The following is a 23,299-nucleotide window of genomic DNA, read 5'->3' as shown; positions in this document are numbered from 1 at the left end:
GGGCGCTACAAACATCCATTCGCCATCCGTTACGTCGCTGGGGTATGCTCTTTGCTGTGCCATACCCCAAATTACGCTACCAGTGCATAACAGGCTCTACTGCTCCACCGATGTTTCCACCTTCAGCCGCTGCCGTGGCCGGATGCTTTCCAGGGCCACCTGCAACACGTCGGTGCGCACATTCATGCTCGAAATCTTATTGTTACGGCGGGTTGGGTTCACGCGGTTGGTGAGCACGATACAGATGAGGTCTTCCTTGGGCTCGACCCAGAACATGGTGCCGGTAAAGCCGGTGTGGCCATAACTCAGCGGGGAAGCGCTTTTGGCCGAGTTCAGGGCCGGGTTGGCGGCGGGCCGGTCGAAGCCCAGAGCGCGGCGGTTATCGGGGCAGAACTGGCAGCGGGTGTACTCGGCCAGGGTTTCGGGCTTGAGGAGCTGCTGCCCACCATACTGCCCGTTCCAGGCATAAAGCTGCACGAGCTTGGCTAAATCGTTGGCCGAGCCAAACAGACCCGCGTGGCCCGACACGCCCCCGAGCAGGGCCGCGCCCTCATCGTCAACGGTGCCATAAAGCAGTTGGTGGCGGAACAGCGAGTCGTACTCGGTGGGCGCAATACGGCTGAGCGGGAAGCGGCGGGTGGGGTTGTAGCCAAGGGTGGTAGCGCCCAGCGGCCGGTAAAGCTCCCGGGTCACGTACCCATCGAGCGGCTGTCCGCTGGCCGCCTGCACGAAGCGCGGATAGAGAATAAATGACAGATCGGAGTACACGTAGCCGGGCTTCTCGTTGAGGGGCGACTCAGCAATGGCCTTGAAAATGAGGTCGGGGAAATCCTGGCGGGACCATAGGCCATTGGCCGTCCGCAACGGGAACCGGGCCGATGAATCGGGCCGGAAGTAGCGGCGGCTCAGCTCTGAGGGCTTGGTGAGCGAAACCTCGCGGGCGGCTGGGATCTTGCCAAAAATCGAGTTGAAGAACCCCTGGGGCTTGGTATAATCCTTCCAGAACGGAATCCAGGCCTTGAGGCGGGCCTGGTGGGTAAGCACGTCGCGCAGCTTCAGATCCTGTTTGTTGGTGCCGCGCAGCTCCGGGAAAAGCTGTCCCATCGTCATGTCGGGCGAAAACTTGCCCTGGTCTTGCAGCTTCATCAGGGCCGGTAGGGCGGCGCTTACTTTGGTGAGGGAGGCCAAGTCGTAGAGGTCATCATTCTGGACCGGACGGGCTGCCGCGCCGTAGGTCTGGGTGCCGTAGCTCTTGCGCAGCACCACCGTGCCCTTGCGCGCAATCAGCACCTCGCCGCCCGGGAAGGCCCCGGCCGCAAGCGCCGCGTTCATCACCGAATCGACGCGGCTTTCGAGGTTGTTGTTCATACCCACGGCCTCCGGGAAGCTGTAGCGCAGCCGAATGCCGCCCTTGGTGGGCAGCCCCAGCCCGTAGCCAAAGCGTCCCGAAGCCGCTACCGGCAGGTGTCCGCTGGCCGAAACGCCCCCGAAAATTACCTCGGCGGCCACTTCCTGGGCGTTCTGGCTTTCCTGGTAAGCCAGCACAACGGCCTCGGCCCGGCTCAGGTCGCGCAGGCGGTCCACGGCGTAGGCCGTCCCGAACACCGTCACGACCAGCTTCTGGCCTGGGCCGCCCAACTCGCGCAGCAGCACGTTCATTTCGGGCGTTACGCCGAAGCTGGTGGCGGGCTGGCGGCCCAGGTTGTTCACGCCCACCAGCACCAGGTTATAGGGTTTCAACAATTCACGCATCCGCGTCAGCTCATCCAGCGAGGGCGTGGCGGGCAGCCAGAAGTGGCGGGCGGGCGCATAGTCGGCCACCATGCGCTGAAACGCGGTGGTATCGGTGGTGCCTAGCGTGAGCGTGGCAAGCCGCAGCGTGTCAAGGCGCTGGAGGGGTAGCAAATTCTGCTGGTTGCGCAGCACCGTCATACTCTGCTCCGTCAGCTGGCGACTCAAGTACTGGGCGTGGGGCGTGTTGAGGTCGGCTACCAGGTTTTTCAGCGCAATGGGCCGATAGTTGTTCAGGCCCGACCACTGTTTCAGGGCCAACACCTTGCGGCAGCGGCGGTCTATTTCAGCCTGCGAAATGCGGCCCTGGTCGATGGCCTCCCGAATCATGCGCAGGGCCAGCGGAATGTTCTTGCTGAACTCCAAGATGTCGTTGCCGGCCAGCACGGCCCGCAAATCGGCCTCGCCGGGCGGGTACTTCGTGATGACGCCCTTCATGTTCATGGCGTCAGTGAAGATGACGCCCTCGAAGCCTAGCTTCTGGCGCAGCAGCCCTTCAATAATAGGTTTGGAAAGCGTGGAGGGCACGCCGGTGGTGTCGAGGGCCGGAATGTTGAGGTGGGCCACCATCATGCCGCCCAGTCCGCGCCGGATCAAGCTCTTAAACGGGAACAGCTCCAGCGTATCGAGCCGCTGCCGATCAATACGTAACAGGGGCAGGGCCAGGTGGGAGTCCACGTCGGTGTCGCCGTGGCCGGGGAAGTGCTTAGCCACGGCCAGCACGCCCGCGTCCTGCATGCCCTTCATGTACTGGTAACTCTTTTCGGTCACGTTCTCCCGGTTCTCGCCCCAGCTGCGGAAGCCGATGACCGGGTTCTGGGCGTTGTTGTTCACGTCGGCCACCGGGGCAAAGTTGACGTGCATGCCCAAGCGCTTGAACTGGGCGGCTACTTCCTGGCCCATCTGGTAAATGAGGGCGTTGTCGCGCAGGCCGCCCAAGCTCATCTGGAACGGGAAGCGCACCACGCTATCCAGGCGCATGCCCACACCCCACTCGGCGTCCATGGCCACCAGCAGCGGCACTTTGCTCTGGCCCTGGTACCGGTTCAGCAGCTTGCTCTGGCGTACCGGCCCGCCCTGGAAAAAAATCAGCCCCCCAATGCCATATTGCTGAATCAGCGCCGACACCGAATCCTCGTCGGTCCGGGTGCGGTTGGAGTAGGCGGCCACCATAAACAGCTGGGCCACCCGCTGGTCGGGCGTGAGCGTGGCCATCACCGAATCCACCCACTTCGACTGCGCTAGCTGTCCGGCAAATGGCACTGGCTGGTTGCGCGGGGCAGTGGCGGCCGGCGCCGGAACGGAACGCTTTTGGGCCCAACCAGGGAGCGAAGCGGATAAAAATAGCGCGGTTAGCAGCAGGCAATAGAAAAAGGAGCGGAGCACGGCGGGAGGGTTTAGACCCCTAATTTAGAGGATGCGCCCATAAGGCTGCCCACTGCCGCCCGAAACTATTCTTTTTCTATTCCTCACTTTTCACTCGCTTTGCGGTTGACCGCTATGCCCACTCCCCCCAATTCCCGCCCGCCTTTCTTTACCAATGGCGACGCCCGCCTGTTCAAATTCATCGGTATCGGACTAGGCTGTGCCTTTCTGTCCGGCTTGGTTTTGCTAGGGCTGGTGCTGTTTCTGAGTTAGCACCCTGATGCGCGACAGATAAGGACGCTCGTCAGTCCCGACTGCGGAGAAACTTCGCGTGTTGTCGTTGATTTATCTGGCAGCAGCATGCGGAGTTTCCCGGGCGTCGGAATGACGTGCTCGTTAGGCACTCTTGTCTTTACTTACTTTTTCTTCTTAACCATCGAGCCAAAGGCGCCTTTTTTCTCGAAGGCCGTCACCACTTCATCCTCGGCGGGGGTCCGCTTTACTACCGGGTTGTTGGCCCAGAACTCGGGGTCGTAGGGCTTGGCCTTGATGGCGGCCAGGTCGCGGTCGGTGAGGCTGGCGCGGGCGTAGGGCAGGCGCTGAACCTTGGTGCTCTGGTCGTAGAAGTAGGTGAACGACGACACCTTGATGGCCAGCGGGTCTTTACCGGGCTCGGTCAGGTCGGTGCTCAAATCCATCTTTATCAGCTCCAGCGGACCCACGCCGGCCGCACCGCCTTCTTTGAAGGCCATTTCAATGGTGAGCTTGGCATTGGTGAACTCCTGACGCGGGTTGTTGGTGCTGCCCGTGAAGCTGGGCTGCACCACGCGGTAGCGTACTATCTGGTTGGTTTCAATATCAATCCAGACCGTACCCTGAGCCCGATAGGCCACTTCGGGCCGGGTCTCGAACGAAATTTCGGCCACCCCACCCGTCGAGTCTTCTCCCAGGATGCCTTTCAGCTCCAGCAGGTAGTTTTTCTCCACGTTGGGGCTCATTAGGGCCAGTGAGGTGGCGCTGTCCTGGTTGGCATCGAAAAGGCCATAGCGGCGCGAGTACACCGAGAAGTTGCTCAGGCTGATAGCGGCCGGTACGGCAGCGTAGCGTCCCTGGGCCAGCGTAGTGCCCTCAATCCGGGCCGGGTTCGATTTCACGTTCCAGACCACTTCCTGCAGTTCAATGGGCTCGTTGTCGATGCGCGTGATCTGGCGGTAGAAGGCGCGGCCGTAGTACGTGCGGCGGTAGTTGCGTTGCAGGTTGCGGAAGGCCCGGTCGACGAGCTGGAACGGGAAGCTGGCCACTTTTACCTCGGGCAAGGCTACGGCCGCCGAAGCCAGCCCGATGTTGAGCGGCACCGCTGCCGAAGTTACCCGCACTGTGTCGCGCACGTGGCCCAGCTCCGATACCAGCAGCATGGCCGGCAGCTCTTTGACTACGAGCGTAAACTCACCTTCCAAGTTAGAGGTGGTGCCATTAGTGGTACCGATAACAGCAATGCTGGCGAAGGGCAGTACTTCCTGGGTTTCCCGGTCGCGCACCACGCCCCGCACCTGTACCTGGGCCTGGCCAAGCTGGGCAAGGGCCAGCAGCGGAAGCAGCCAGACCAAAAAACGAGCAATAAATAACGAGGAGCCAGAGAAACGGGCAGCGGGCATAAGCACAGCGAGAGAAAAGCAAAAAGAACCAAAAAAATACAACGCGGGCCTTACCCAAAACCGTGCCCGCCGCCGTAAAAGTACGTCTGAAACGCAACCGTACCCGGCCGTTGTAGTTAAGAGGGTAGCTTGATTTACTATTTGTTGCGCGCTTTTTGCTCTTAGACCAACGGATTGACCGACCTTTCAGGCAAAGGCCGATGCTGTAAACAGGTTGGCTAGCCCCGAACAACAGATAGCAGAGAATTATACATGAACCTCGAAACCCCTTTCCCATGCTAAAGCGAGATTTCCTTAAAAATAGCCTGCTCACGGTAGTAGGCGCCCTGGTGAGCCCCGCCGTACTGGCCGCCGCCCACGACGAAAAGCTGCTCCGCGAAGCCCGCGCTACGCCCATGGCCGACGGCCCCTTCACCCTCCCCGACCTGCCTTATTCCTTCAGTGCCCTGGAGCCCCACATCGATGCCCGCACGATGGAAATTCACCACGACGCCCACCACAAGGGCTACGTGTCGAAGCTCAACGCGGCCGTCATGGGCACGCCCGCCGAGAAAATGAGCCTGGCCGACTTGCTGGCCTCCATGAACAAGCAGCCCGAGGCCATCCGCAACAATGCCGGTGGCCACTGGAATCACTCCTTCTTTTGGCAGATTATGGCGCCCAAAGGCGGCGGCCAGCCCACCGGTAACCTCGCCACGGCCATCACCAAAGATTTCGGCTCCTTCGACAAGTTCAGCGAGGAGTTCACCAAAGCCGCCGGCAGCCGCTTCGGCTCGGGTTGGGCCTGGCTGATGGTAGATAAAAAGACCAATAAGCTGGTCGTCACCTCAACCCCCAACCAGGATAATCCCCTTATGGACCTGCCCGGTATGCAGCGCGGTACTCCCATTCTGGGCCTCGACGTTTGGGAGCACGCCTACTACCTCAAGCACCAGAACAAGCGTCCCGAGTACATCAAGGAGTTCTGGAACGTGGTAAACTGGAGCGAAGTCGGCAGCCGCTACGACGCCGCCCGCAAAGGGTGATTTTGTTAGCTGCTAGCTGCTAGCTGTTAGTAAGAACGTCATTCAGAGCGCAGCGAAGAATCTCGCGTGCTACTCGTTGGAATAAGCCTCAACGAGTAGCACGCGAGATTCTTCGCTGCGCTCTGAATGACGTTTTTTCTAATCCCCAATCCCTAATCCCTAATCCCTAATCAGCGGTTGAACTCACGGCATTCAGTACCGCTTGGTCGAGGTGGGTGAAGAATTGCAGGAGGGCTGCCGGAGCGTTTTCCTCAACCTGCACGCGCTTGGTCTGGCCCTGTGCAGTGGTAATGGTGAGGATGGTGGAGGGCATATCAACGGCCCCGGTGGTGTAAGTGTCGCGCAGTTGGAAGAAACCCAGTTGCTCCGCCTCGTGCAGTAACTGCCGTACAATGGCCGGATCGATTTTTACCTGCCGCTGGCCCTGAACAGGTGCGAACTGGCGGCCTTCGTATTCCACCCGGCCATCAGCAAAGAAACGGGCCGTGAAGTCGGGGCAGGTACCGAAGCAGGAAGTCCGGCTGAATGCCAGAACTGGCGCTATTTGCTGGGGTGCCTCGTTCAGCGTACCCGGAGCATTGGGCCCACCATCCGTTCTGGTTATTTCCGGGGCCGGAATAAAAATGGGCGGCGTTTCATGGTTGACCGGTATTTGCCTGGTAGGCGCAGGACCTTGCTCCGGCTCTTGGGTCGGTGGGGCGGGCTCGGGTTCGACAGGGGGCTGCCTGGTTGGCTCAGGCGTGGGAACTGGCATCGGCTCAGGGTCGACGGGCGGTTGCTTGGTTGGCCCGGGAGCAGGCTCGTTTTCGGGTGCCGGAACAAAAATGGGAGGTGTCTCGGGAGTGGGCATCGGTGCAGGTACTAGCACCGGCCCAGGAGAAGGTGCGGGTTGTGGCACTGGTTGCTGGGGCATAGGAGCCGGTTGCGGCGCTGGCTGCGGCATTGGTCCTTCTCGCACCGGCCCACGTCTGGGGCCAGGAGGCGTGGGCCCCGGCTGGGGCTCGGGGTAGTGTGGAGCAGGGTAGTGTGGAGCCGGATAGGAAGGCGCCGGATAGTAGTCACCGGGGTAACTCGGCCCGGGGGCCTGCTGCCAACGACTAGGCCGTTGCTGCTGGCGGCGCGGACTGTTGGTAGCCACGCCCGCATGGGTAGTGGCTGGCACGTAATAATTAACTGTGCAGGCGGGCAACGTGCTCAACCCCAACAGCAGGAGAAGCGGCGAGAGTAAGGAAGGGCGCATAAGTTGGGGTGTAAAGAAGTAGGTTATATAGTGAATCTGTAATAGCCAAACTTGGTGCCAGAACCAGCAAAAAGCCCCGCAGCCGGAAGGCTGCGGGGCTAAAAGTTCCCGAGGAAGCCGGAAAAGTTACGAGCGGCGCGTTTTGCGCGGCTTTTTAGGGTCCGTTACGTCGTCGGCGCCGGTGCCGGGTTCAGTGGCATCGTTGACCGCCAGGTTCTTGCCGCCTTTGCCGGTTTGCTTGGTTTGGGCGTCGCGCTCCTGGGCGGCCTTCATGGCGTCGGCGAGGCGGGCCGAGAAGCCGCTGGGCTTCTTGTCCTTGTTCTTCACCTTGTTGGCTTCGAGCTTGGCCCGTACCTTGTCGTCATCCACAAAGCGGCGGGTAATGGCCTGCTGGCCCATAGTTACCAAATTGGAAACCAGGTAATACCAAGTCAGGCCGGCGGCGAAGCTATTGAGCACGAAGAAGAAAATCAGCGGCATCAGGTAGCTGTAGAACTTCATCGGGCCCTGCATGGCCGAGGGGTTGTTCTGGTTCGTCTGGTAGGTCATGGCCAGCGTCGAAAGCGTCATCAGGACCGTGAACAGGCTGATGTGGTTGCCCATAAACGGCAGGGCGAAGGGCAGGATAATCGGGTTGTCGTAGGTGCTCAGGTCCTTGGCCCACAAAAACGCTTCCTGTCGCAACTCAATGGCATTGGGGAAGAACTGGAACATAGCGAACAGAATCGGCAGTGTCAGGAGCGTCGGCACGCATCCGCTCAGCGGGTTCACGCCCATGCTCTGGTTGAGCTTCATGGTCTCCTGCTGCTGCTTTACTTGGTCGTCGGGGTACTTCTCCTTAATGGCGTCGATTTCGGGCTTGAGCACCTTCATCTTGGCCTGGCTTTCGTAGGTTTTGTAGGTCAGGGGCCAGGTTACGAGCTTGATGAGCACCACCAGCAGTACGATAATCAGACCGTAGGAACTGATGAACTGCTGCAAAAAGTGGAACACCGGCAGGACCACGAACCGGTTTACCCACCGGAACAGGCCCCAACCCAAGGACACATTGCGGTCGAATTCGGGCGCCACTGTTTTGAGCAAATCCAACGAGTTCGGCCCGAAGAAAAACCGGAAGTTCGCCTTGCCCTGCTGCACATCGGCCACCGGGATTTTTAGCGTGCTGCTCAGGGTTTTGATGTAGGTTGTATCCTCCAGATCCACCGTTGAGTTGAGCTGACCCGAGGTAAACTCGTGGTCGGCCACGATGCCCGCGATGAAGAAGTTGTGCTTGTGAGCGGCCCACAGCAGCGGCTCTTCCACCTTAATTTCCTCTGGGGTCTCGCTGGCCTCAAATAGGACCGTGTGGTCGCCCGATACGAGGTAACGGTTAATGGCGGTGTGGTTGCGGTTTTGCTTGCGGTCCTGCTCGGTCTGGCGCACGTTGTCGACGAATGTGAACGTGAGCGGCTCCTGGGCCAGCGTCTGAGTCAGGCCATTGAAGCGCAGTTGGTAGCCCACCTCATACGACTCGGGCGCCAGCGTGTAGGTCTGCTCAATCTGCCCGCCGGCCACATCGGCAACGAAGCGCAGGCCGGTGCTGCCCTGGGGCTCGGACCGGAAGTAGAGGTCGGAAAGCTTTATCTGCCGGCCATCGGTGGTGCGGAAGCGCAGGTCCATTTTGGCGCTCTGAGCATCAAAAATATCGAGCGGCTGGCCGCCGAAGGTTTTGTACTTGTGCAGGCGTGCGGCCTGGGGCTGGCCACCCTTCGAGGAGAAGGTGACGGTAAGCAGCTTGTTGCTGAGCTCGGTGGTCTGGGCCGTGCCCTGGGCGGCGGTGGCAAACGAACCAAGCTGCTTTGTCAGTTGCGCCGAATCGGGTGCAACGCGCGCAGCAATGGCGCGGGCCGAATCTGTACCCGCGGTGGCCGACTTGGTGGTTTTGGCCAGCTCTACGGCGGCAGGCTCGGGTTTGGGCGCGAACTGAAGGTAAATCAGAAGCAAGGCTGCCATCAAAAACAGGCCAATTGCTGAATTTCTGTCCATTTAGGAAGTAGTGTGTGCCCGCAGCCGCACTGGCCCGGACGGGAAATACAAAAAGGGCCGCGGGCCGAAACCCGGCTACCCAACCGCAAAGGTCGGATTTGTAAGCCGAATATTTTTCGGTGGCCGGTTTTTTAGGAAAGGAGGGTGCTAAGAGGCCGATTACAGGCTGATAAAAGCACGTCATTCCGAGCGAAGCGAGGAATCTCGCGTGCTGACGCTGAGACGGCAACCCGATTACAGGATTACTTTCACAATGCCAGCACGCGAGCTTCCTCGCTTCGCTCGGAATGACGTTCCTTTTAATGCCTAATTATCCTTTCCTATACTGAATAGCGGCTTTCACGAAGCGCACGAACAGCGGATGGGGATTCTGGACGGTACTTTTCAGCTCGGGGTGGAATTGGCCGGCCACAAACCAAGGGTGGTTGGGTAGCTCTATCACTTCCACGAGGCCGGTTTCGGGGTTGCGGCCCGAGGCCATCATGCCAGCCGCCTCGTAGCGTTCCAAATAATCGTTGTTGAACTCGTAGCGGTGGCGGTGACGCTCGCTGATGTGGTTGCGGCCGTAGGCTTTGGCCGCCTTCGAGCCCCGGCGTAGCTCACAGTCGTAGGCCCCCAGGCGCATGGTGCCGCCTTTCTGGGTGATGTCCTTCTGGTCTTCCATCATGGCAATAACGGGCTCACTCGTGTTTGGGTCCATTTCGGTAGAAGAAGCCTGCGCCAGGCCCAACACGTTGCGACCGAATTCGACCACCGCTACCTGCATGCCGAGGCAGATACCGAAGAAGGGAATCTTGTTTTCGCGCACGTACTGCACGGCGGCAATCTTGCCTTCGAAGCCCCGTTCGCCGAAACCCGGCGCCACCAGCACGCCGTGCACGCCGTGCAGCTGCTGGGCCACGTTTTCGGCCGTCAAATTATCGCTCTGGATGCTGCGCACCGTGACTTTGCACTCGTTCTGGGCCCCGGCATGGATGAACGACTCGATGATAGACTTATAAGCGTCGGGCAGCTCCACATATTTACCCACCAAGGCAATGGTCACCTCCTCGGTCGGGTTTTTCAGGCGACCCAGAAAGTCCTTCCAGGCTTCCAGATCGGGCTGGGCCGCGCCGCCTTTCAGGTTGAGCTTTTTGATAACCCGCTCATCGAGGTGCTCTTTCAGCATGAGCAGCGGCACCGAGTAAATACTGTCGGCGTCGAGGCTCTCGATAACGGAGTTAATGTTGACGTTGCAGAAGAGCGCGATTTTCCGGCGCATCTCGGCCGGAATCGGGTACTCGGAGCGGCAGACCAGGATGTCGGGCTGGAGGCCGGCGCTACGCAGGTCACGCACAGAGTGCTGGGTGGGCTTGGTTTTGAGCTCCCCGGCCGCTTTCAGATAGGGCAGCAGCGTGAGGTGAATCACGAGGGAGCTGCTCTCGGGCAGTTCCCAGCGCAACTGCCGCACCGATTCCACGAAGGGCAGGCTCTCAATGTCGCCAATGGAGCCCCCAATTTCGGTAATCACTACATCGAACTGGCCCGTTTGGCCCAGTAGCAGCATGCGCCGCTTAATCTCGTCGGTAATATGGGGCACCACCTGCACGGTTTTACCCAGGTAGGCGCCCTCGCGCTCCTTGGTAATCACGTGGTCGTAGATACGGCCGGTGGTGACGTTGTTTGCCTGGGAGGTAGGCACGTTCAGGAACCGCTCGTAGTGGCCTAGGTCTAGGTCGGTTTCGGCCCCGTCGTCGGTTACGTAACATTCGCCGTGCTCGTAGGGGTTGAGCGTGCCGGGGTCGATGTTGATATAGGGGTCGAACTTCTGGATGGTGACCCGGAAGCCGCGGGCTTGCAGCAATTTGGCCAGCGAGGCCGAAATGATGCCCTTACCCAGGGAAGAAGTAACGCCGCCCGTTACAAAAATGTACTTGGCCGTTGCAGCCGCGGAAGTGGAATTTCGGTCTGGCATAACGGGAAACAAAGTTAGGCGTTATCTCCGGGCCGCGGCCGTTGCGGACTATCTATTTCGGGTTATGGAGGAGCTGAAATAAATGCAGGAACTACAATGAATGCAGAAAGATGGTCGTTCGGCGAGTGGTAAAGGATGCCCGTCTTTCCCGAATCGATGGTGCGTTTTACTTCAGCCCAACTGTGCCCCCGATAACTTCCTGGATCGGGCCAGTGCCTACCAGTTGCTGGCGCAGCGTGTCGGCGGCCTCATCGAGTTGGGGGCGAATCTGGTCGAGGGCGAGCCGTAGTCCTTGCACGTCGGCGAGGCGGGCGGCTTTGCTTTGGCCGTAGCCGTGGTACATGGCCACGCGCACTTTGCTGCGGCCCCGGCCAGCGTAGGTACCGATTACCTCGCCCCGCGAATCAATGATCTGCACTTCGGCTTTTACATCGGTGCGGTACCACTCCAGCGGAATGCCCAACAGGCTGGGCGTCATCAGTGTCAGCATCTGAAAAAACTGCAGAAAACGACCCGTGCGCTGCTGGTCTGCCTGCACTACCTGCAGCTTGGCGTAGCCGTACGTGAGGCTGTCGGTGCCCACATCGAGGGCAGTGGTAGTCGATTCGGCCAGATGATAGGACAGTTCCTGGCGGAATACTTTGGCCGGGTCGTCGGGGTAGCCATCTTCCGAGGTGGTCGTGAGTGGGCCGGCTTCTATAACGGCTTCCAACCTGGGCAGCGTCCCCACTGCTACCGAGCTATTGGCGCGAATGGTGCTGAAAACAGCCTTCTCCGTCGATTTGCAACCGGTTAGGCTTAAGCCAGCCAACAGAAACAGAATGGCACCACGGTGAAGAGTAGGCATACGCTGGGGATTTAGCAGACTAGCAGTCAGGTAGGAAGGCAAAAATACGGCGCTTCACAAGGAGTTTCAGCCTCTTAAACGAGGAAATATTTGATTAAAATAGTATTTATATATTAAAAAATGTAATTACTAGATCAAAATATGTGCATCATCTTCAACAAATTAAAAAAAAGCCCCACTGCCGCGGGGGCAATGAGGGCTTAAATCAGTTGAAGGCCAAGCGGCTAATGAACGGGCTGAGCCAAGGCACCATCGGCTTCAACCAAATCGAGTACAGGATCGGGAGCCACGTAATTATCAATGAATTCGCCTTCCCAACGGGCCACTACAGCCGAGGCCAGGCAGTTGCCGGCCACGTTCACGGCCGTACGGGCCATATCCATGAGCGCATCGATACCCAGGATAATAAACACGGGCCAAGCGGGCAGATTGAACGAAGCTACCGTAGCCAGCAGAATTACGAGCGAGGCGCGGGGCACGCCCGCCACACCCTTGCTGGTGAGCATGAGCGTGAATACCATCACGAGCTGCTGGCCAAACGTCAGGTCGACGCCCGCTGCCTGGGCCACGAACACGGCCGCCAGCGAGAGATAGAGCGTGGTACCATCGAGGTTGAACGAGTAACCCGTCGGCATCACGAAAGCCACAATGCGGCGCGGCACGCCCACGCTTTCCATGGCTTCCATGGCCCGCGGCAGCGCCGCTTCCGAGGAGGTCGTGGCGAAGGCAATGCTCACGGGCTCGGCAATGGCTTTCACGATGCGCATTACGGGCAGGCGCGCGATAAGGGCTACCGGCAGCAGCACCACCAACACAAACACAATAAGCGCCGCGTAAAGGGTCAGAAGCAGCTGGAAGGCATTCAGTAGCGGCGCGAAGCCCATTTTACCCACCGTGTAAGCAATAGCGCCACCCACACCAATAGGGGCGAAGTACATTACTACGTTGGTGAATTTGAACATCACCTCCGACAAACTCTCGGTTACCTGGAGCAGGGGCTGGCGGTGTTTCTGGTGCACCATGGCCAAGCCGATGGCGAAAATGATGGCGAACACCACCACCTGCAGCACCTCACCGTTGGCCACCGATTTGGCAATGTTTTCGGGGAAAATATGCAGGATAATGTCGCTGGTACTCTGCTCCACCGTCTGGAGCTGCTCGGTGTCGGCGGCAATACCGCTACGGTTGATGCCCGCCCCGGCCTTGGTCAGGTTGATGGCCGCCAGCCCGATGAAGAGGGCGAACGTGGTCACGACTTCGAAGTACACCAGGGCCTTAATACCCATGCGGCCCACCTGCTTAAGGTCGGCGTGGCCGGCAATGCCCACAACCAGCGTGGCAAAAACCAGCGGCGCGATAATGGTTTTGACGAGGCGCAGGAACACGTCACTCAATACCTTCATATTCACGGCAAAAACCGGGAAGTCATTGCCAATCTCAGCGCCCACAAACATGCTCACCACAATCCAGAACGTGAGCGAGCGGCGTTGCCAGCCCACCCAGGCCAAAGCGGCCAGAAACAGCCAGCGGGCGGCCAAGGCCACGGTGGGGTCGAGTAGGGGTTGGGCCTGGCTGGCGAGCACCGTGAGCCCGGCTGCCAGCGCGAATAAGAGGAGCGTAAGAAGCGTGAGTCGCGATATTTTCATGCGGGGTAGGGGCGCGTGGCACGCGCCCGCCAGTTTGGTGGGAGATAAGGATTCGGAGCAGTCGCCGCCTGAGAAAAAAAAGCGGGTTTGGACAAATATAGCTTTCCGCGCCGGAGAAGCGCGCCCAAACCGTTAGCTTCGACCATTGCGCCTTCCGTTATGCCGCAAAAGTGGCAGACGCGTTTGGTTTGCTTCTCTAACTCTCTAAAAACCGGCGGCCGCGTGCTACGCGCCCCTACTGCCTATGCTGACTTGGACTCTGACGCCGCTGTCGTTGCCGTTGCGCTTTACCTGGAAGATTGCCCGCAACGCCACCGCCACCAAAACCAACTTGTTGGTGCAAGTAGCTGGTGGCGGTCACGTGGGCCGGGGCGAGGCAGCCCCCAACATCCGCTACCACGAAACGCCCGAAGGGTTGCAAGCCGAGTTTGCCCAACTGGTGGCCAATGGCTTAAGCCGCTGCGAAACGCTAACCGATCTAACCGCCTTTTTGGCCCAGCATCCGCCCGCGGCGGCGTTGCGGTTCGCGCTCGAATCGGCTTTGGTACACCGCGAGGCCAGCCGGTTGGGGCAATCTGTGCCGACTTATTTGGGGGTGCCCGCGCCGAATGGGCCGGTACCCACCGCCGTTTCGCTGCCCATTATGGAGCCGCAGCAGGTGGCCGGGTTCGTGCATGAGCAGGGGCTGACGCGGTTTCCGATGCTTAAAATAAAAGTGGACCGCGACGGCGCGCTGGATTTGCTAACGGAAGTCACGCGCCTGCTGCCCGGCCACCCGCTCATCATCGACGGCAACGAGGCCTGGCCCGACGCCGACAGCCTGCGCCGGAGTTGGGAGCAGATTCAGCGCCTGCCCGGCCTGCGCGTGCGTCTGCTCGAACAACCGCTACCCGCCGCCCGCGCCGCCGACTACCGCGCCCTTAAAGGCCAACTCAACTGCCCCGTTTTCGCCGACGAATCGGTGACCGGCCACGCCGATTTTGCTGAAATAGCCCGGCAGTTCGACGGTGTCAACATGAAGCTTATGAAGGCCGGCGGCTACCTCAACGGCCTGCACATTCTGCGCGAAACCCGGGCCCACGGCCTGCAAACAATGCTTGGTTGCATGGTCGAAACGTCGCTCGGCATCTGGTCGGCCCTGCAAATCAGCGCCCTGGCCGACGTCTGCGACCTCGACGGTTTCCTCATCGTCCGCGACGAACCTTTTGGGCTGGTGCAAGAAGCCGACGGGCTGCTGACGGGAGTGAGGTGAGAGGGTAGTAAGCGAAAACATAGAATAGCCCGTCATGCTGAGCGAAGCCGAAGCATGACGGGCTATTTATTCACTACCTCATCACTACCTCCCGCTTACTTCAACTTCGCATCCAGCGCCTGAATCTGCTGGTCTAGGGCCGAGGTATCGGCTTTGCGCTGGGTGCTGAGCAGGCTGATTTTCTGATTTAATAAACCGATTTTTTCGGCCATCAGACCGATTTTCGAGTTCATCTCAGTAAGGCGGGCCTCCAAGGCACCAGCGTTGGCCGGGGCCGGGCGGGGGTCGATGTAGGTGCTGAACTGGGTATCGGCCGGTACCGAGCTGTCGCCGCGGGCCTGGGCCGCGCTGGCGGGCGAGCCGAACACGATGCTGCCATCGGGGCGCACGTAGTCGCCTTCTTTAAGGGTAGTGATTTTGCCACCGGGCAATTCCACCATGCCATTTTTGTAGTTGATTTTAGTGCCATTGCTGAGCAGCACGTTCTTGGTAAGTGCGGTGGGCCGCTTGCCCTGCACGAGCACTACTTCGCCATTTTGCAGCATAAAGCGGTCGGAGGGGTTCGTTTCAACCGGACCGGCTACGTTGGTGGTAGTCTGGGCCCGCAGGACGGGCGCGGCGCTCAGGCCGAATAGCAAAACAAACAGGACTTTTTTCATGGGGCACGGGGTTAAGGGAGCAAAACTCAGCCGCTTTACGCAAAGTGGCCGGCGACGTTTAGCGCCAGAAGCAAAGGAGCATCAATGGGCCATTAAAGGCTTTATTGTAGTAGTTTTAAGTAAATATCTAGGAACAATGTTGCGACATAAAATGTATGTACATATATTTGTATCGCGTTCTGGTTCTTTCTACCGCCTATGAAAATTGAAGACGAAATCAAGCAGCCCGCTTTCCACAGCGACTATCACAAGGCTCATATCAACCTAATATTCACGGCTGGCTGGCTTCAGCAGCAACAGAGCGCCTTTTTTAAGGAATACGGTCTTACGCTGCCTCAATTTAACATTCTGCGCATTCTGCGCGGCCAGCACCCCAAGCCGGCCACGGTCAACCTGCTCATCGAGCGGATGCTTGATAAGACCAGCAATGCCTCGCGCATCGTTGATAAGCTCGAAAGCAAGGCGCTCGTAACCCGTTGCGTGTGCCCCAGCAACCGCCGGGCCGTAGACATCCGCATTACGGAGGCCGGGCTGGCGTTACTCAGCCGCCTCGATGAAACCATGCAAACCCAACGCTTGGGCACCCAGAATCTGACGTTGGCCGAAGCTGCCCAACTCAGCGACCTACTCGATAAAATTCGCGATTGACGGTTGAATCCAACTTTTCTACGCTTTTCACTTCCTTTTTTCCTTCTCATGAAAAAGATTCTTCTGCCTGCCCTGCTAGCAGCCTCGCTACTAGCCGCTGCCCCAGCTTCGGCTCAGAAAAAAATGACTCCCGGCTCGTCGAAAGCCTCTTCCACGAGCTACCAGCTGCAGCCGCAACTGAGCACGCTGGGCTGGATAGGTAAAAAAGTAACCGGCGAGCATAATGGCACCATGCAGTTCAAGGACGGTGCTATTCTGGTGCGCGGCAGCCAGGTAGTAGGCGGCACTTTCGTGGTCGACATGACCTCGCTGAAAGTAGATGACCTCAAGGAGCAGGAGTACAACGCCAAACTGGTGGGCCACCTGCGCTCGGAGGATTTCTTCAGCATCGACAAAAATGCCACCTCTACGTTCAAAATCACGAGCGTAACGCCGCTTAAAGGCGATGCTAAGGGCAACAACGCCACCGTGAAGGGCGACCTTACGATCAAGGGCATTACCCAGCCCATCAGCTTCCCGGCCAAAACCGGCGTAAAGAACGGCGTGGCTTCGGCTACCGGCGTGGCCACCATCGACCGCACCAAGTTCGACATCAAGTACGGCTCGAAGTCGTTCTTCGAAAGTATCGGCGACAAAGCCATCATGGACGACTTCACGCTCAATTTCAACGTAATTGCCAAGAACTAGTAGCTGAGGCATAAGCGCCTGCGCTAATAGCCTGACTAGCCAAAAAGCCTCCGCAACAGCTGTTGCGGAGGCTTTTTGATTTTCTATGAGCCGTTTAATTTATTGCCCGCCGTTGCTGGGTACAGTGTTAATGGGAGCGGGAACGGTTACCGGAACAACGGCCGCGCTATTGCGAAAGTTGATTTTCAGGGGAGCTATGCCCGTCTCGCGCAGAGCCACGATGCCATACACGGTTTCGCCGGGATGCAACACCTTATTGGTGAGGTCGTAGCGGGCAAATTCGTTGCGCATGTTCTTGTTGGCGGCACTAGCTCCCAGCATGTTACCGCCGGCCACCACCGGTCCCCAAGGCAAAATAGTGCCGCCCGTCGTCTGGCCGGTGTACGGGTCGTAGGTGCCACCTACTTGGCCAATGCCGAGCACATATAGCAAGTAAATCGCTACGCCTTGTTTCAGGTCTTCGGAAGCCTGCAGCGACGAAACGGGCTGTATCGGTCGGTCAGCGAAAGTCAGCTCTAAATCGCGGGAAAAATTGAGGTCGGCCACCGTGTTATTGCGGAGCTGCACGGCCACGATCTGGTAGCCCCGCTTACGCTCCTTCTTTACGTACTTCTTGTTGGCCCCATTCATTATCAGCGCATTGTAGCGGTAGCTGAAATCGAGCGGCGCGCCACTCGCACTAGCAGATTGATACGACGTGAGGCGCTCGGGCTGGATGGCGTGGTAGCTACCGGCGCAGCCAGAAAGTAATGTGGCCGCCGAAGCAATGGCGGTTAATCGGGTAAACGTGTTCCGCATATAGTAATACGAAAGGAGGAATAGGATACGAATATCGGGCGTTGATACTCCGAGCAAATATAATTGCGGGTTTGATAGGCTTTATTGGGAGAATGAAAAGTTTATGAATTTTCTTGCCGCAATCCACAGCTATTTATAACCGTCTGATTGAAAGTATGTTAAATAATGTATTTTTTATTCGGCCATCGTTAGTTCGCGGGGTAGCTCGAACTTGAGGCTCCGGCTTTTACTGCGGCCATGAAGCTGAGTCAGGAAATCATCCAAATCGGTTTTGTACTCCAGCCATAAATCCTCGTGCAGGTTTTTCTGCACCAACTGCACGGTGCGGGCCGCAAGGCGAGCCGTAGCCGTGAAAAACCCGGCGTAGGGGCTCTCGAACTGCCCGGTGTAGTTCTCGAAAATGTGGCGTAGCGCGTACAGATTCAAATCGATTTCCAGGCGCTTGTCCTTGCTGATGCGCCGGGCGCGGGCCACCTCCTTCACGGTTTTGCTCAGCGCTTTGGTAAGGCTGCGGTTGAGCAGCCGGCCCGTTGCGCCCACGGCAAATAGCTCGTGAATCTGGTCGGAGGCCTGCTCGAACACCGTTTCGGAGTCGACGTCGGGCAACAGTTCGTAGCAGAGTGTATCGTAAAGCTCGGCGTCGCGGCGGGCTGCTCGCAGCAGCAAGGCTTCCTTCTCCTTGTCGGAAAGCTGTTTGAGGGCGCGCTTAAACTCGGCGGACGGAACGGGCATGGAGGGAGACTAAAAACTAAAAATGAAGAATTAAAAGTTAACGGGCCAGTCTGGCGAGCTGTTTCAACGGGTTCATAACGCGGTGGCCGCAGGCTGCCAGACTCTTTTTAAAGCCCGGAAACGATTCGCGCCTTGAGCCTGTTATACCCGGCCGCCAAGGCTCTGGTAGCCGGCTTTTTGCCCGTTTTTTCGTATTTTTGTGCCATGAACAGCAACCCGCAAATCGAGTACGACGAGGACGTTCTGCTCCTGGAAGAAACGATTGACGTGCGCGACCTGATCGTGTACAATGATGACCACAATACGTTCGACCACGTGATCAAAACCCTGATAGACGTGTGTGGCCACCAGCCCGAGCAGGCCGAGCAGTGCACGTTGCTTATCCATTACAAAGGCCAGTGCACCGTCAAGCACGGCAGCTACGACGAGCTGGCTGGCATGTGCACCGCTATCCATGACCGCGGCATCTCGGCCGACGTCCTTTAATTTGAGCTGTTAGCTGACAGCTAATAGCTTTCCGCGGGCGTGGAGGGCGGAAAATGCTAACAGCTAACAGCTTTCAGCTAATAGCTAACCAAATGGAGTTTCCTTCCAAATTGATTGAAAACGCCGTGGGCGAGCTCTCGAAGCTGCCGGGGGTGGGCAAGAAAACGGCGCTACGGCTGGCGTTGCACCTGCTGAAAGCCGAAACCGATACCACTGCCTCGCTGGCGGAGGCGCTGGCTAAGATGCGTTTCGAAATCCGCTACTGCGATACCTGCCACAATATTTCCGATACGGCAGAGTGTGCCATCTGCGCCAACCACCTGCGCGACCAGAGCACGGTCTGCGTGGTATCGGATATCCGCGACGTGATTGCCATTGAGAATACGGCCCAGTACCAGGGTATGTACCACGTGCTGGGCGGCGTTATTTCACCCATCGAAGGCATCGGGCCCTCCGACCTTACCATCGATTCGTTGCTGGATCGCGTAACCCGCGATGGCTCCGAAATCCGCGAGGTTATCTTGGCCATCAGCCCCACGATGGAGGGCGACACCACCGCCTTTTACCTCTCGCGCAAACTCCGCGACCTTCCCAACCTGCACGTGAGCACCATCGCCCGCGGCATCCCGATGGGCGGCGAGTTGGAGTATGCCGACGAAATCACCCTGGGCCGCAGCATTGTCGACAGGCAGCGCCAGATGCAGTAGGGGAGGAGCTTCGCGCTACAGCCCTTCTGCGTAACTTTCGCGGCCTTTACCACCGCCGACGCTCTGCCCTGTGCCGACTGAAGAAGTTGCCCTCTCCGTTGTTATTGTCAACTACAACGTCTGCTACTTTCTGGAGCAGGCGCTGCTGTCGGTGCGCCGGGCGGGCGAGAAGCTGGGCCGGCCGCTGGAGGTGTTCGTGGTCGATAACAACTCGGTCGATGGTTCGGTGTCGATGGTGCGGGCCCGCTTTCCAGAGGTTATCCTCATTGCCAATCACGATAACCCAGGCTTCTCGAAGGCAAACAACCAAGCGCTGCGGGTGGCGCGGGGCCGCTACGTGCTGCTGCTCAACCCCGATACGGTGGTGGAGGAAGATACCTTCCGGCTCTGCTGCGAGTTCATGGACGAGCACCCGCGCTGCGGCGGGTTGGGTGTGAAAATGCTCGATGGGCAAGGCCGGTTTCTGCCCGAAAGCAAGCGCGGGCTGCCCACGCCGGCGGTGGCGTTCTACAAGATATTTGGGCTGGCGCAGCTGTTTCCGAAGTCGCGGCGCTTCGGGCGCTACCACCTCGGCTTCCTCAGCCCCGACGAAACCCACGAAATTGAAGTGCTTAGCGGGGCTTTTATGCTGATGCGCCAAGCCGCGCTCGACGAGGTAGGGCTGCTCGATGAGGACTACTTCATGTACGGTGAGGACATCGACCTTTCGTACCGGCTGATGCAGGGCGGCTGGCAGAACTACTACTACCCCGGCACCCGCATCATTCATTACAAGGGCGAGAGCACCAAGCGCACGAGCGTGAACTACGTGTTCGTGTTCTACCGGGCGATGGTGATTTTCGCCCGCAAGCACTTTGCGCCCCAGCGCGCGGGCACGTTTTCGCTGCTGATTAATATGGCCATTTGGCTGCGGGCGGGCGCGGCCGTAGTTCAGCGGCTGCTGGTGAGGGCGGCCCCGGTGCTGCTCGATGCCGGACTAGTGTACGCGGGCATGTACCTGCTGAAAAACTACTGGGAGCTCAACCACAAATACGTGCGCGAGCCCTATCCCGCCCAGTACATGCTGGTGGCCGTGCCCGTGTACATTGCCGTGTGGCTGCTGGCGGCGTTTTTCAGCGGGGCCTACGACCGGCCGTTCCGGGCCGGGCGGCTGGTGCGCGGCATTGCCGTGGGCACGCTGCTGATTTCGGCCTTCAGCAACTTCCTGGATGCCTGGCGCTTCTCGAAGGCCCTGATTGTGTTGGGCGGTGCTTGGGCCGTAACGGCGCTGCTGCTGCGCCGGCTGGCGGGCAACTTTCTGCGCTACCGCCGCTTCAGCCTCACCGATCATTACCAGAAAAACGTGGGCATCGTGGGTTCGGGCGAGGAAAGCCACCGGGTGCGCCAGTTGCTGGAGCAGGCCGCCGTGCCGGCCCGCGTGATTGGCTACGTGGAGCCTAACGCGGCCGGTCCGCGCCCAGCCAGCGGTGCGCTGCCGCTGCCCGACGATTTGCTGGGCGAGGTGCGCCAGCTCGCTGATATTATCCGCATCTACGGGCTGAATGAGCTGGTTTTTTGCGGCCGCGACCTGCCGGCCAGTCAGATTATCGGCCTCATGGTAAGCCTGCCCCAACAGCCCCCGGTAGCCTTCAAAATTCTGCCCCAGGACAGCGAGTACATCATCGGCAGCTCGGGCAAGGATTCGCCCGGCGACTACTACGCCCTCGACATCACACTAAATCTGTTCCGGCCCGCGCAGGTGCGCAACAAGCGGCTGCTCGATCTGCTGGTGAGTTTGCTGCTGCTGGTCCTGAGTCCGGTATTGGTTTGGGGACAGGCTAGCAAAGGCGGCTTTCTGCGCAACTGCCTGCGGGTGTTGGGCGGTTCGCGTACCTGGGTTGGCCTACGCCACGCCGCGGCCCCCCAGCACGCTATCCGCCCCATCCTCTCGCCCACCGATGCCGTGCACTCAGCCGCCCCGCTCCCCGATACCACCCGCCGCCGCCTGGAACTGCTCTATGCCAAAGACTATGAGCCCACCACCGATTTGCGGGTGCTCGGCCAGTGTTTCCGGCAGTTGGGACGGGAGCAGGAGTAAGAGGGAAGCCAGCAACGAGGAGCTGAAGCTGGTTAAAAAGTTGCTAGAAGCAAAGCAATTGTCATGCTGAGCGCAGCCGAAGCATCTCTACCGCTTCGTAGAACGACTGCTACGAAGCGGTAGAGATGCTTCGGCTGCGCTCAGCATGACGTTCTATAGACTTTCTAAACAGCTTCGCTATAAGTTAGAGCAGCTTGTCATTCAGCGCGCAGTAAAGAATGACCGTTTTCATGCATAACTACTTTTGCTAAAAGCCTTTTTCCAGCGGCATTCGTACATTCTGCCCTACATTTACCCTTCCCCACCAACCCACCCCGCTTATGTCCGCTGCCGCCCCCGACACTACAACCACCGCGCCCCTTATCCTGTCCGACCGCATCAATGCCATGCAGGAGTCGCAGACGATTGCCATGGCTAAAAAGGCGCGGGCGTTGGCCGCCGAGGGCGTCGATGTGATTAGCCTGAGCTTCGGCGAGCCCGATTTCCAAACGCCCCAGTACATCAAGGATGCTGCCAAGCAAGCCCTGGACGACGGCTACACCTTCTACACGCCGGTGCCCGGCTACCTAGAGTTGCGCCAGGCTATCTGCGACAAATTCGAGCGCGACAATCAGCTGAGCTACAAGCCCGAGAATATCGTGGTGAGCACCGGGGCCAAACAGGCGTTGGCCAACGCTGTGCTGAGCCTGGTGAACCCCGGCGACGAGGTGGTGGTATTCGCGCCTTACTGGGTGAGCTACGAGGAGATGGTACGGCTGGCCGAGGGCATATCGGTGCCGCTGCTGGGCGCGATGGAGAACAACTTCAAAGTGACGGCCGCGCAGTTGGAAGCCGCCATCACGCCCCGTACCAAGCTGCTCATGTACTCCTCGCCCTGTAACCCCACCGGGGCTGTCTTCAACCGCGACGAACTAGCCGCCATTGCCGAGGTGCTGCTGCGCCACCCTCACGTATATGTGCTGGCTGACGAGATTTACGAGTACATCAACTTCGTGGGTGAGCATGTGAGCCTGGCCCAGTTCGACGCCATCAAGGACCGCGTGATTACCGTCAATGGCTTCTCGAAGGGCTACGCCATGACCGGCTGGCGGGTGGGCTACCTGGCCGCCCAGCGCGAAATTGCCGCCGCCTGCGAGAAAATCCAGAGCCAGATTACCTCCGGCACCTGCTCGATTGCCCAGCGGGCCAGCATTGCGGCGCTGGAAGGCGGCCGCGCGTCGGCCGACGAGATGGTGGCCGCTTACCGCCGCCGCCGCGATATGGTGCTGGAACTGGCGGCCGATATTCCCGGTTTCCGCACCAACGTGCCCAGCGGCGCTTTCTACCTGTTTCCTGACGTGAGCGGCTACTTCGGCCGTAGCACGCCTGCCGGCGAAACCATCAGTAGCGCTGCTGACCTAGCCATGTACCTGCTCAACGAAGCCCACGTAGCAGCCGTAGATGGGGCCGCTTTCGGGGCGCCCGACTGCATCCGCTTCAGCACTGCCGCCGCCGACGACAAGCTGCGCGAGGCGTTCGTACGGATTAAGGACGCGCTGGCAAAGCTTAAATAGATATGAGTACAGAGAAGTGAGAGGCGAGACTTTTTTGCTACACGGCCAGACGACATTCATGTGGATGAGGACGAGGTAATGGCGCTGGCCACCCTCATGACTTTCAAATGTGCCCTCGTCGATGTGCCGTTTGGCGGCGCTAAGGGTGGCGT

The 23,299-nt window shown here is 59.1% G+C and carries 19 protein-coding genes and 1 pseudogene; 10 read left to right on the top strand and 10 right to left on the bottom strand.

Features of this window, described 5'->3' with window-relative positions; all coding sequences use genetic code 11:
* Window positions 1–96 precede the first annotated feature (96 nt).
* Window positions 97–3,177: a glycoside hydrolase family 3 N-terminal domain-containing protein gene (locus CDA63_RS18115; RefSeq protein WP_088465873.1), complete on the bottom strand. Its 3,081-nt coding sequence runs from the start codon at window positions 3,175–3,177 to the stop codon at window positions 97–99.
* 114 nt (window positions 3,178–3,291) lie between these two features.
* Here CDA63_RS18115 and CDA63_RS20970 point away from each other — a divergent pair, with 114 nt between their 5' ends.
* On the top strand, window positions 3,292–3,429 hold the full coding sequence (locus CDA63_RS20970; protein ID WP_165768378.1) for a hypothetical protein: 138 nt from the start codon (window positions 3,292–3,294) through the stop codon (window positions 3,427–3,429).
* A 143-nt stretch (window positions 3,430–3,572) separates the two neighbouring features.
* Here the strand turns inward: CDA63_RS20970 and CDA63_RS18110 are convergent, their stop codons facing one another.
* Entirely contained in the window at window positions 3,573–4,811 is a 1,239-nt protein-coding gene (locus CDA63_RS18110; RefSeq protein WP_088465872.1) for a carboxypeptidase-like regulatory domain-containing protein, read from the bottom strand.
* Window positions 4,812–5,206: 395 nt separating this feature from the next.
* Between CDA63_RS18110 and CDA63_RS18105 the strand changes: the two genes are divergently transcribed.
* On the top strand, window positions 5,207–5,836 hold the full coding sequence (locus CDA63_RS18105; RefSeq protein WP_165768379.1) for a superoxide dismutase: 630 nt from the start codon (window positions 5,207–5,209) through the stop codon (window positions 5,834–5,836).
* Between the two features lie 166 nt (window positions 5,837–6,002).
* Here the strand turns inward: CDA63_RS18105 and CDA63_RS21465 are convergent, their stop codons facing one another.
* From CDA63_RS21465 to CDA63_RS18080, 5 genes are all read right to left on the bottom strand, one after another.
* Complete coding sequence (locus CDA63_RS21465) at window positions 6,003–6,590, bottom strand: DUF6438 domain-containing protein (RefSeq protein WP_242434739.1); 588 nt, start codon at window positions 6,588–6,590, stop codon at window positions 6,003–6,005.
* Between the two features lie 612 nt (window positions 6,591–7,202).
* The gene (gene yidC, locus CDA63_RS18095) at window positions 7,203–9,101 is read right to left on the bottom strand and encodes a membrane protein insertase YidC (RefSeq protein ID WP_088465869.1); all 1,899 of its coding nucleotides are present in this window, start codon (window positions 9,099–9,101) and stop codon (window positions 7,203–7,205) included.
* Window positions 9,102–9,411: 310 nt separating this feature from the next.
* On the bottom strand, window positions 9,412–11,055 hold the full coding sequence (locus tag CDA63_RS18090; protein ID WP_088465868.1) for a CTP synthase: 1,644 nt from the start codon (window positions 11,053–11,055) through the stop codon (window positions 9,412–9,414).
* Between the two features lie 166 nt (window positions 11,056–11,221).
* On the bottom strand, window positions 11,222–11,902 hold the full coding sequence (locus tag CDA63_RS18085) for a hypothetical protein (protein ID WP_126546931.1): 681 nt from the start codon (window positions 11,900–11,902) through the stop codon (window positions 11,222–11,224).
* Window positions 11,903–12,126: 224 nt separating this feature from the next.
* A complete protein-coding gene (locus tag CDA63_RS18080) occupies window positions 12,127–13,548 on the bottom strand; it encodes a dicarboxylate/amino acid:cation symporter (protein ID WP_088465866.1) in 1,422 nt (473 codons plus the stop codon).
* A 244-nt stretch (window positions 13,549–13,792) separates the two neighbouring features.
* On the opposite strand from CDA63_RS18080, the gene CDA63_RS18075 reads away from it, so the two are divergent.
* Window positions 13,793–14,800 (top strand): dipeptide epimerase, encoded by a 1,008-nt coding sequence (locus CDA63_RS18075; protein ID WP_088465865.1) that lies wholly within the window; start codon window positions 13,793–13,795, stop codon window positions 14,798–14,800.
* A 95-nt stretch (window positions 14,801–14,895) separates the two neighbouring features.
* Here the strand turns inward: CDA63_RS18075 and CDA63_RS18070 are convergent, their stop codons facing one another.
* Entirely contained in the window at window positions 14,896–15,459 is a 564-nt protein-coding gene (locus tag CDA63_RS18070; RefSeq protein ID WP_088465864.1) for a DUF6799 domain-containing protein, read from the bottom strand.
* A 198-nt stretch (window positions 15,460–15,657) separates the two neighbouring features.
* Here CDA63_RS18070 and CDA63_RS18065 point away from each other — a divergent pair, with 198 nt between their 5' ends.
* Window positions 15,658–16,107, top strand: coding sequence for a MarR family winged helix-turn-helix transcriptional regulator (locus tag CDA63_RS18065; RefSeq protein ID WP_088465863.1), 450 nt, complete (start codon window positions 15,658–15,660; stop codon window positions 16,105–16,107).
* A 48-nt stretch (window positions 16,108–16,155) separates the two neighbouring features.
* The gene (locus CDA63_RS18060) at window positions 16,156–16,794 is read left to right on the top strand and encodes a YceI family protein (protein WP_088465862.1); all 639 of its coding nucleotides are present in this window, start codon (window positions 16,156–16,158) and stop codon (window positions 16,792–16,794) included.
* 99 nt (window positions 16,795–16,893) lie between these two features.
* Here CDA63_RS18060 and CDA63_RS18055 read toward each other — a convergent pair whose 3' ends face one another.
* Both CDA63_RS18055 and CDA63_RS18050 read right to left on the bottom strand, forming a co-directional pair.
* The gene (locus CDA63_RS18055) at window positions 16,894–17,592 is read right to left on the bottom strand and encodes a hypothetical protein (RefSeq protein WP_088465861.1); all 699 of its coding nucleotides are present in this window, start codon (window positions 17,590–17,592) and stop codon (window positions 16,894–16,896) included.
* 174 nt (window positions 17,593–17,766) lie between these two features.
* Window positions 17,767–18,324, bottom strand: a complete 558-nt coding sequence (locus tag CDA63_RS18050; protein WP_088465860.1) for a hypothetical protein — start codon at window positions 18,322–18,324, stop codon at window positions 17,767–17,769.
* A 204-nt stretch (window positions 18,325–18,528) separates the two neighbouring features.
* Here CDA63_RS18050 and CDA63_RS18045 point away from each other — a divergent pair, with 204 nt between their 5' ends.
* The 5 genes and pseudogenes from CDA63_RS18045 to CDA63_RS21665 form a co-directional block, all read left to right on the top strand.
* Entirely contained in the window at window positions 18,529–18,810 is a 282-nt protein-coding gene (locus CDA63_RS18045) for an ATP-dependent Clp protease adaptor ClpS (RefSeq protein WP_088465874.1), read from the top strand.
* A 92-nt stretch (window positions 18,811–18,902) separates the two neighbouring features.
* A complete protein-coding gene (recR, locus tag CDA63_RS18040; RefSeq protein WP_088465859.1) occupies window positions 18,903–19,517 on the top strand; it encodes a recombination mediator RecR in 615 nt (204 codons plus the stop codon).
* A gap of 70 nt (window positions 19,518–19,587) precedes the next feature.
* A complete protein-coding gene (locus CDA63_RS18035; RefSeq protein WP_088465858.1) occupies window positions 19,588–21,594 on the top strand; it encodes a glycosyltransferase in 2,007 nt (668 codons plus the stop codon).
* A 320-nt stretch (window positions 21,595–21,914) separates the two neighbouring features.
* Entirely contained in the window at window positions 21,915–23,147 is a 1,233-nt protein-coding gene (locus CDA63_RS18030; RefSeq protein ID WP_088465857.1) for a pyridoxal phosphate-dependent aminotransferase, read from the top strand.
* A 57-nt stretch (window positions 23,148–23,204) separates the two neighbouring features.
* Window positions 23,205–23,299: pseudogene (locus CDA63_RS21665) on the top strand (Glu/Leu/Phe/Val dehydrogenase dimerization domain-containing protein); the annotation flags it as partial.

The organism is Hymenobacter amundsenii, assembly GCF_002204745.1.
GTDB classification, from domain to species: domain Bacteria; phylum Bacteroidota; class Bacteroidia; order Cytophagales; family Hymenobacteraceae; genus Hymenobacter; species Hymenobacter amundsenii.
This window is presented reverse-complemented; position numbering and strand designations above follow the sequence as displayed.

Excerpts from the sequence above, each read along its gene's own strand:
- recR (WP_088465859.1), top strand. The coding sequence starts at position 18,903 with ATGGAGTTTCCTTCCAAATTGATTGAAAACGCCGTGGGCGAGCTCTCG.
- CDA63_RS21465 (WP_242434739.1), bottom strand. The coding sequence starts at position 6,590 with ATGCCAGTTCCCACGCCTGAGCCAACCAGGCAGCCCCCTGTCGAACCC.
- CDA63_RS18070 (WP_088465864.1), bottom strand. The coding sequence starts at position 15,459 with ATGAAAAAAGTCCTGTTTGTTTTGCTATTCGGCCTGAGCGCCGCGCCC.
- CDA63_RS18055 (WP_088465861.1), bottom strand. The coding sequence starts at position 17,592 with ATGCGGAACACGTTTACCCGATTAACCGCCATTGCTTCGGCGGCCACA.
- CDA63_RS18060 (WP_088465862.1), top strand. The coding sequence starts at position 16,156 with ATGAAAAAGATTCTTCTGCCTGCCCTGCTAGCAGCCTCGCTACTAGCC.
- CDA63_RS18090 (WP_088465868.1), bottom strand. The coding sequence starts at position 11,055 with ATGCCAGACCGAAATTCCACTTCCGCGGCTGCAACGGCCAAGTACATT.
- CDA63_RS18075 (WP_088465865.1), top strand. The coding sequence starts at position 13,793 with ATGCTGACTTGGACTCTGACGCCGCTGTCGTTGCCGTTGCGCTTTACC.
- CDA63_RS18110 (WP_088465872.1), bottom strand. The coding sequence starts at position 4,811 with ATGCCCGCTGCCCGTTTCTCTGGCTCCTCGTTATTTATTGCTCGTTTT.
- CDA63_RS18085 (WP_126546931.1), bottom strand. The coding sequence starts at position 11,902 with ATGCCTACTCTTCACCGTGGTGCCATTCTGTTTCTGTTGGCTGGCTTA.
- CDA63_RS18105 (WP_165768379.1), top strand. The coding sequence starts at position 5,207 with ATGGCCGACGGCCCCTTCACCCTCCCCGACCTGCCTTATTCCTTCAGT.
- CDA63_RS18065 (WP_088465863.1), top strand. The coding sequence starts at position 15,658 with ATGAAAATTGAAGACGAAATCAAGCAGCCCGCTTTCCACAGCGACTAT.
- CDA63_RS20970 (WP_165768378.1), top strand. The coding sequence starts at position 3,292 with ATGCCCACTCCCCCCAATTCCCGCCCGCCTTTCTTTACCAATGGCGAC.
- CDA63_RS18045 (WP_088465874.1), top strand. The coding sequence starts at position 18,529 with ATGAACAGCAACCCGCAAATCGAGTACGACGAGGACGTTCTGCTCCTG.
- CDA63_RS18080 (WP_088465866.1), bottom strand. The coding sequence starts at position 13,548 with ATGAAAATATCGCGACTCACGCTTCTTACGCTCCTCTTATTCGCGCTG.
- CDA63_RS18030 (WP_088465857.1), top strand. The coding sequence starts at position 21,915 with ATGTCCGCTGCCGCCCCCGACACTACAACCACCGCGCCCCTTATCCTG.
- yidC (WP_088465869.1), bottom strand. The coding sequence starts at position 9,101 with ATGGACAGAAATTCAGCAATTGGCCTGTTTTTGATGGCAGCCTTGCTT.
- CDA63_RS18050 (WP_088465860.1), bottom strand. The coding sequence starts at position 18,324 with ATGCCCGTTCCGTCCGCCGAGTTTAAGCGCGCCCTCAAACAGCTTTCC.